The 5,592-nt window shown below is 45.9% G+C and carries 7 protein-coding genes; 1 reads left to right on the forward strand and 6 read right to left on the reverse strand.

Going from position 1 to position 5,592, the window contains the following annotated elements; all coding sequences use genetic code 11:
* Nucleotides 1-114: 114 nt before the first annotated feature.
* The 6 genes from LC653_RS44380 to LC653_RS44405 all read right to left on the reverse strand — a co-directional run bounded on the left by LC653_RS44380 (nucleotide 115) and on the right by LC653_RS44405 (nucleotide 5,376).
* A complete protein-coding gene (locus tag LC653_RS44380) occupies nucleotides 115-876 on the reverse strand; it encodes a CmcJ/NvfI family oxidoreductase (protein WP_308189259.1) in 762 nt (253 codons plus the stop codon).
* Between the two features lie 61 nt (nucleotides 877-937).
* Complete coding sequence (locus tag LC653_RS44385) at nucleotides 938-4,120, reverse strand: plasmid replication protein, CyRepA1 family (protein WP_229501610.1); 3,183 nt, start codon at nucleotides 4,118-4,120, stop codon at nucleotides 938-940.
* Nucleotides 4,121-4,256: 136 nt separating this feature from the next.
* A complete protein-coding gene (locus tag LC653_RS44390) occupies nucleotides 4,257-4,649 on the reverse strand; it encodes an alpha-ketoglutarate-dependent dioxygenase AlkB family protein (RefSeq protein WP_229501611.1) in 393 nt (130 codons plus the stop codon).
* Nucleotides 4,571-4,828 carry a hypothetical protein gene (locus LC653_RS44395; RefSeq protein ID WP_229501612.1) on the reverse strand — a complete coding sequence of 86 codons (258 nt, stop codon included), beginning with the start codon at nucleotides 4,826-4,828 and terminating at the stop codon, nucleotides 4,571-4,573. The genes LC653_RS44390 and LC653_RS44395 overlap by 79 nt, the downstream gene beginning before the upstream one ends.
* A gap of 25 nt (nucleotides 4,829-4,853) precedes the next feature.
* On the reverse strand, nucleotides 4,854-5,057 hold the full coding sequence (locus LC653_RS44400; protein ID WP_229501613.1) for a hypothetical protein: 204 nt from the start codon (nucleotides 5,055-5,057) through the stop codon (nucleotides 4,854-4,856).
* Nucleotides 5,050-5,376, reverse strand: coding sequence for a hypothetical protein (locus tag LC653_RS44405; protein WP_229501614.1), 327 nt, complete (start codon nucleotides 5,374-5,376; stop codon nucleotides 5,050-5,052). The genes LC653_RS44400 and LC653_RS44405 overlap by 8 nt, the downstream gene beginning before the upstream one ends.
* Between LC653_RS44405 and LC653_RS44410 the strand changes: the two genes are divergently transcribed.
* The gene (locus LC653_RS44410) at nucleotides 5,366-5,518 is read left to right on the forward strand and encodes a hypothetical protein (protein ID WP_229501615.1); all 153 of its coding nucleotides are present in this window, start codon (nucleotides 5,366-5,368) and stop codon (nucleotides 5,516-5,518) included. The two genes, LC653_RS44405 and LC653_RS44410, sit on opposite strands and share 11 nt — an antisense overlap.
* Nucleotides 5,519-5,592: the final 74 nt, after the last annotated feature.

Genomic DNA, 5,592 nt, shown 5'->3' on the forward strand with positions numbered 1-5,592 from the left:
AAAAATGCTTCCCGAAATGCCTGAGCCTATTTTATTAACCCAGATTTTTGCCAAGCTTACTTCTTTAGGACGTATTCATCCCGTTTCTACAGGCATTGAACCCTCGTAAATTGGCTAAGGTATTGAGGTTATTAAGTAGGTTTCACCAACGTAATCGCGGTACACGAGCTCACTAGCTACTAGGTCTGTTGGTGCGATACTTTGAGCGTTGCACACTGCTAATGGTGACTTATAAACTGGGGCGATCGCTCGCCAAATGTTAATCAAAGCAAACCTTTGCTGTAGTAATTCATCAATGTTATCTACCCCCCGTGCTGTCAACTCTTTGCGTGCGCGAGTATAGCCAGATTTGGCTGTAAAGTCGTTATGTACATACTTAATAGGCTCACTGATCCCGCTTTCACCGTTCTGTAAGCGTTGAGCGTTACGGAGAGTGTGATCGAATATCACCACCCCAGTGGCACCTGTTACCTCTTTCAAGAGTTGCTCGGCTTCAGGATAATAGACACGGCGGATCTCATCTTCGTCATAAAAATTACGGACATTGCTATGGGCTACAACAAGTCTAAACCCTTTTCGATCTAGGGATATGTCTTGCGAAACCGCCCGTATGTTATGGACTGGCATCAAGTGTGTCTCGAACTTCCGGTTGGATGGTGGAATCCCTGGTGGTCGTTTGTAAGTATAGATGACAGGCTTTTGTGCCATTGGCGTAAAGTAAGTTAGTTCTGCCTCAACGTGCGGCAGGTCAAGTCGCTTCGCTCCAATTCGTAATTCGTAATTCGTAATTATTACCCCACGGATAAATCCGGGGGCTTGAATAAAGTTGGCTTTGCCCTTTTTTTCTTTTTCATAATTAAAATTAGGGGCTTGCACCCTTAATGAATTAATTAATAATTAATTCCTAATTTCTAAGTTTTTAATTACGAATTACGAATTACGAATTACGAATTATTCGGTCAACACCGTATTGGAAACGCTCAATTGCTAACTGAGCATAATATTTAACCCGTTCCCACCAAGAAATACTGTCTGCTTCATCTGTGTCCATACCCCCCGAATTATTATCTCCACTTTCATTATTGGGGGGTGTGGACGGCGGATTAATCCCATACTGAGCTTGCATCCGAGCCTGATGTGCCGCATCTCGCTCAAGTGACTCTTGGCGCTTCCTTTCCCTATCCTCCCGTTGATGAAGGCGATAATCAAACACGTTCTGGGCGAACACCACATCCTCAGTATTGAGCCGATAATACCTAACCCTCTGACCATCCTCCAAGGGTCGCCGCGATTCTGTTGATAGTCCCAGTTGTGAAAGAAACTGCCCCAAAATCCACACAGGAGACTCCGATAGCGGAATCGTCAGGTTGAGAATTCCCTTAACATGAGATGCGTTGCGCTTGGAGAACTCTGCCAAAGCCTGAATCATCGCTTCGTTGCCTTTAATCTCAACCCCAGCCATCAGATCCATCAACACCGCCCTCAATCCCAAGCGATGACGCATAAGCCACGCGGTAGAATGATTACTCCAGTCTGTGCAAATAGCCAAGTGATCGCGTTCTGATTTATCTCTTTCCACAACAATAGCCGGCGGTGAAACACACTCTCGCCCCTGGTCATCAGTAATCATTTCCCCAGGCGCTGCCAATATCGCCTCCAGTGCGACAATCTTCCGTATCAGCTTGCCTCCATCATCTTTCTCAACCAGTTCCGGGGTTACGCTCATGCCATAAGTGTCCTGAATGCGGAGCTTCTCACACTCCAGCACCTCCTCCGGCTTCAGATAATCTTGATGCTGCCTACTTGTGTAAGTCCTTCTGTCAATATCTTTGGCATTAGCCACCTTGCGATAATGCTCCGAATCGATGGCAATACCAGCCGCCTTCATCCACCGCGAAGTCCCTTCATCACCACCGTCGCCCAAAGGAATAATCGTATTCTCCATTTCTTCCAACAGCGATCGCAGATCAGAGCGAAGATTATTGATAGACCAGTTCCTTTGAGCTTCAATTTGGCAAGAAGCATCCAACGCCCAGTCCTTCTCTGCCCCACGTTTCCCAGTTTCCCGGTTAATGCGAATTAGAAAAGCGGTCATCTCATTTTTCTGAAGAATCTTTTCCTTGATGCGACGGGCATTGGTTTCGGCGTAACCAAACGGAGGACGCGGAGCCACCCAAATGTGCATAGGGACATTGGGACGATTTCGCCATAATTGTTGGGCGCATTCTGTAGCTGATTGTGAAACAGCATGAAATACACCAAACACTGCATCAAAATGCTCGGTAGAAATGTCAACACCCGTACCCAGGCTGGGAGTAATTAAAAAAGCGTCAATATCCTTAATAGCAACGTTAATCTCTCTGATGAAAATCACATTCTCTTCAGAGCCGCTATTTTCCGAGTGAATCGCCCACACCCGTAACTTGCGGTCAACGCTTGGTTCTGGTGTTTCGTCGTTATCATCAATTGCTGAACCATCATTGAGCGCTCGTTCCAGCTTTTTGATAAATCGCTTACTATCGCTGACCATCATCAACTTTTTACCCAGCATCAACTCAGCGTGGAACTCGGCAACGATTGCGCTGCTGTTTTTCCCCTCGTACCAATAAACCTGACGTCCCCCAGAGCGGTATTCATTCTTGATGATGTAGGGTTTTTCGCCAGCCGGTCGCATTCTGAGGAAAAACTCAATGGTCAAATCATCCAGGTGAGCATCTGCTAAAACAACCAACTTGGCATTGTAAACCAGATACTCCAGCACTTCCAGAATAGCCCCCCGGTGTTCTTTGCAGGTCTTTGATTTGAGCAAGTGAGCGAGGTATTGACAGGCTTCATCAATAAATAGAATGTCATAAGCCTGTAAATCATTCGCCATCTTATACAGTGAATCTACAGTGATACTGAGTGCTTTTGCTTTAGCCCAGTCACCGCAAGAAATCGCAGAGTACATCGCTGTTTGTAAGCGATCGCTAAGATTTTTCAGCAAAGTAACCCGATGCCCGTTGTTCAAAAAGCTCAAGTCTGGGTTATCTCTTCTAATCATTGCCAAGATTTCAGTCTTGCCAGTTCCCATGTCAGAAGCCAAACCCACTAACCCCGATTGAGGCAGTGAGCGGATGACTGTGGAAAGATAGCGGGTATTGACTATTACATTGGGTTTGAATTTGTGAAGCCCCCTGGCACGATTCACGAAAAATCTTTGGCTTAACTCGCTGATTCTCAAGGCATCAGCAATCATGGTGGACACTGCTTTGTCTGCCTTTTTCCCCAAAGCTACAACCCAATCGTCAATTCCTTTTTCTGGGCCAGGGAGTAGTGCCACTTCACATTGACAGGCAAGTTGGAGAATTACTTGGCAGGTGCGACGAGTAGCAGCAAAAACCTGCTGTTTGGTTTTGGGTTTACTTTCGTAGTCGAAGAGAATGACAAACTTACGCTTCTGTTGAGCCATTGGGACTAAATCAGGGTGCAGGTATTCTAAATCCTCCTTGCCGACTCGACCGTTCCAGATTCCAGGGAGTGCGATGGCTACATACCCCAAAGTCAGAAGACAAGCAGCCTTCTTCTCGCCCTCCGTAAGGCATACAGGGATTTCAGGGTGTGCCATAACCCAAGCCCAAAAACCCAGTGCTTCTCCTTCATGGGTAACGGTGATTAGTTCTGGCATCGGCACGTCATAGCGCAGGGCTATCAACCGCCAAATGTGTAGGGGGACTCTTAGGTAGGTAACTCGATTGGGAGTTTTTGGGGGTGACTCGTATTTAACGGGCTTTTGGGTTTGTTCAAGGGTTGTCTTGTCCCATTCCAGCCGAGGGCAATCGGGTTTCATCCGTCCCCAGTCCATCGGCAGCCAGGAGTTGAGCGGATCGAGTCCACTAACCCACCATGCACCCTCCTCTGCATGGGCGTATCTTCTCAAGTAGCCATCACGTAATCGTCCATCGTTACGTCGAGCGGTTTGGGGTAGAGCGTATAAAAGGTACTCGTATACTTCCGAACCACTAAGAGAATAGACATTTAGGGCAGTGAGTTTGGGGTCAACGGCGGAATTGACTACCCATTCGTGCCAATGGTTAGGAGCTAGCTGATTATTCGTTTGATGTGTATCAATTATGTTCATATCCCCTCTGATATTTTGACGCAGTGCAAAGCAAGCGGTATGAAGCCATACCACTCGTGATTTGCTTTTAGCTTGGTTAAAGGGGAAAGGTAAAAGGAAGAAATCTTTTATTACCCCTTATCCTTTCCCCTTGCCCTTATCTCCCGCCTCCGGTGTGTGGTCGGAAGGTGAGATTGATACGTGTGCTAACCACTTTGTTGGTCTTGGGAACTTGGTGCAGATGTGTGGACTGACAGCCTGGGTGCATTACCAGTAAACTGCCGTGTTCCAGCCAGAAGTCGGTTGGTCTGCCATCTCTCGGTTTAATTTGAAACTTGCGAACACAGCCGAGACTTACAGAAGCGATCGCTGGGTTGAATCCCATCGATGGTTCTTTGTCAGCGTGCCAACCGATAGAATCGATACCACTACGGTACTGATTGCCGATCACTATGCGGAACTTGTAGCCAGTTAATGCAGTGATGCGATCGCGCAAGCTAGACAGAGCTTCTGTCCACCATAGTGGTTCTCGATACCGAGCCGTGAACATAAATCTTCTGCTTTGACTCCTATTGTTCCTGGTTCAATTTCTGTAGCTAACTCTTCAAGCAGAGATTGGAAATTCGGGTGTTCATCGTTAATTTCAATCTCAATCAAATCTGCGCTCTTTGTAACGACAGTTGCCCAATCGGGTAAAGTCTGTGGAATGGTTTTCGCGTAAAGTTTCATAATTTTGTCCTCTGGGATTAATAACCTAAAAATCCTCGGCAATCTCTAATAAAAAGCCGCCTCCCGTGTTCTGTACTTGCACCAGTTTTTTATCCAGCAGTGTTTGAATCACTGAATCAGAGAATTGGAATTGCAGCCGATGTAATGGAACACAACCACCAGAAAGCTGAATCGAACGAAGCAAATGATTAGCCCTACGGTCAAAGGTATTGTTTGCTTCCTTAGCCATTGTTTGCACCCTCAGTTAATACGGTTAACTGTCGGTTGAGAATATTTATCTGCTGTTGATAAAAGTCAATTTCAGCAGTGATTTGGCGGAATAATTCTTCTGGTGTAAGTGGTTGGATTTGATTTTCCTGAAAGTGGAATAGTTCATCAGAGTTCTTATTAGGCATTAGCGCATAGCGCCAACCATCACCAAATTGTTCAGCTAATTCAGTACCATTTGGGTAGTAATAAAATCCCAGAATGATGCCATCTTTAGTACGCTGTTCCAAAGCAAAGCTAGGGTAGCCCCAGTGTTGGGGGATTGATATTGTGGGTTGCATTGGTTTAATGGGGATTGTTGAAAATGTGGTGAGAGGTGATCGCTTGACAACTGCGATCGCCTGCAATGAGAATAATTACGCCGTTACTAGGCGTAGAGCTGGCGAAGCTGTCACCAAGTGCAAACTAAACGGTTTAGTTTAGAGGACGAGAAAACTTGATTTAAGTAACTATAGTTAAAAGTAATAAATAATACTAAAATTAACGGGAACGGCTTT

Origin of the sequence: Nostoc mirabile CHAB5784 (genome assembly GCF_020829645.1) — a bacterium.
GTDB lineage: Bacteria > Cyanobacteriota > Cyanobacteriia > Cyanobacteriales > Nostocaceae > Nostoc > Nostoc mirabile.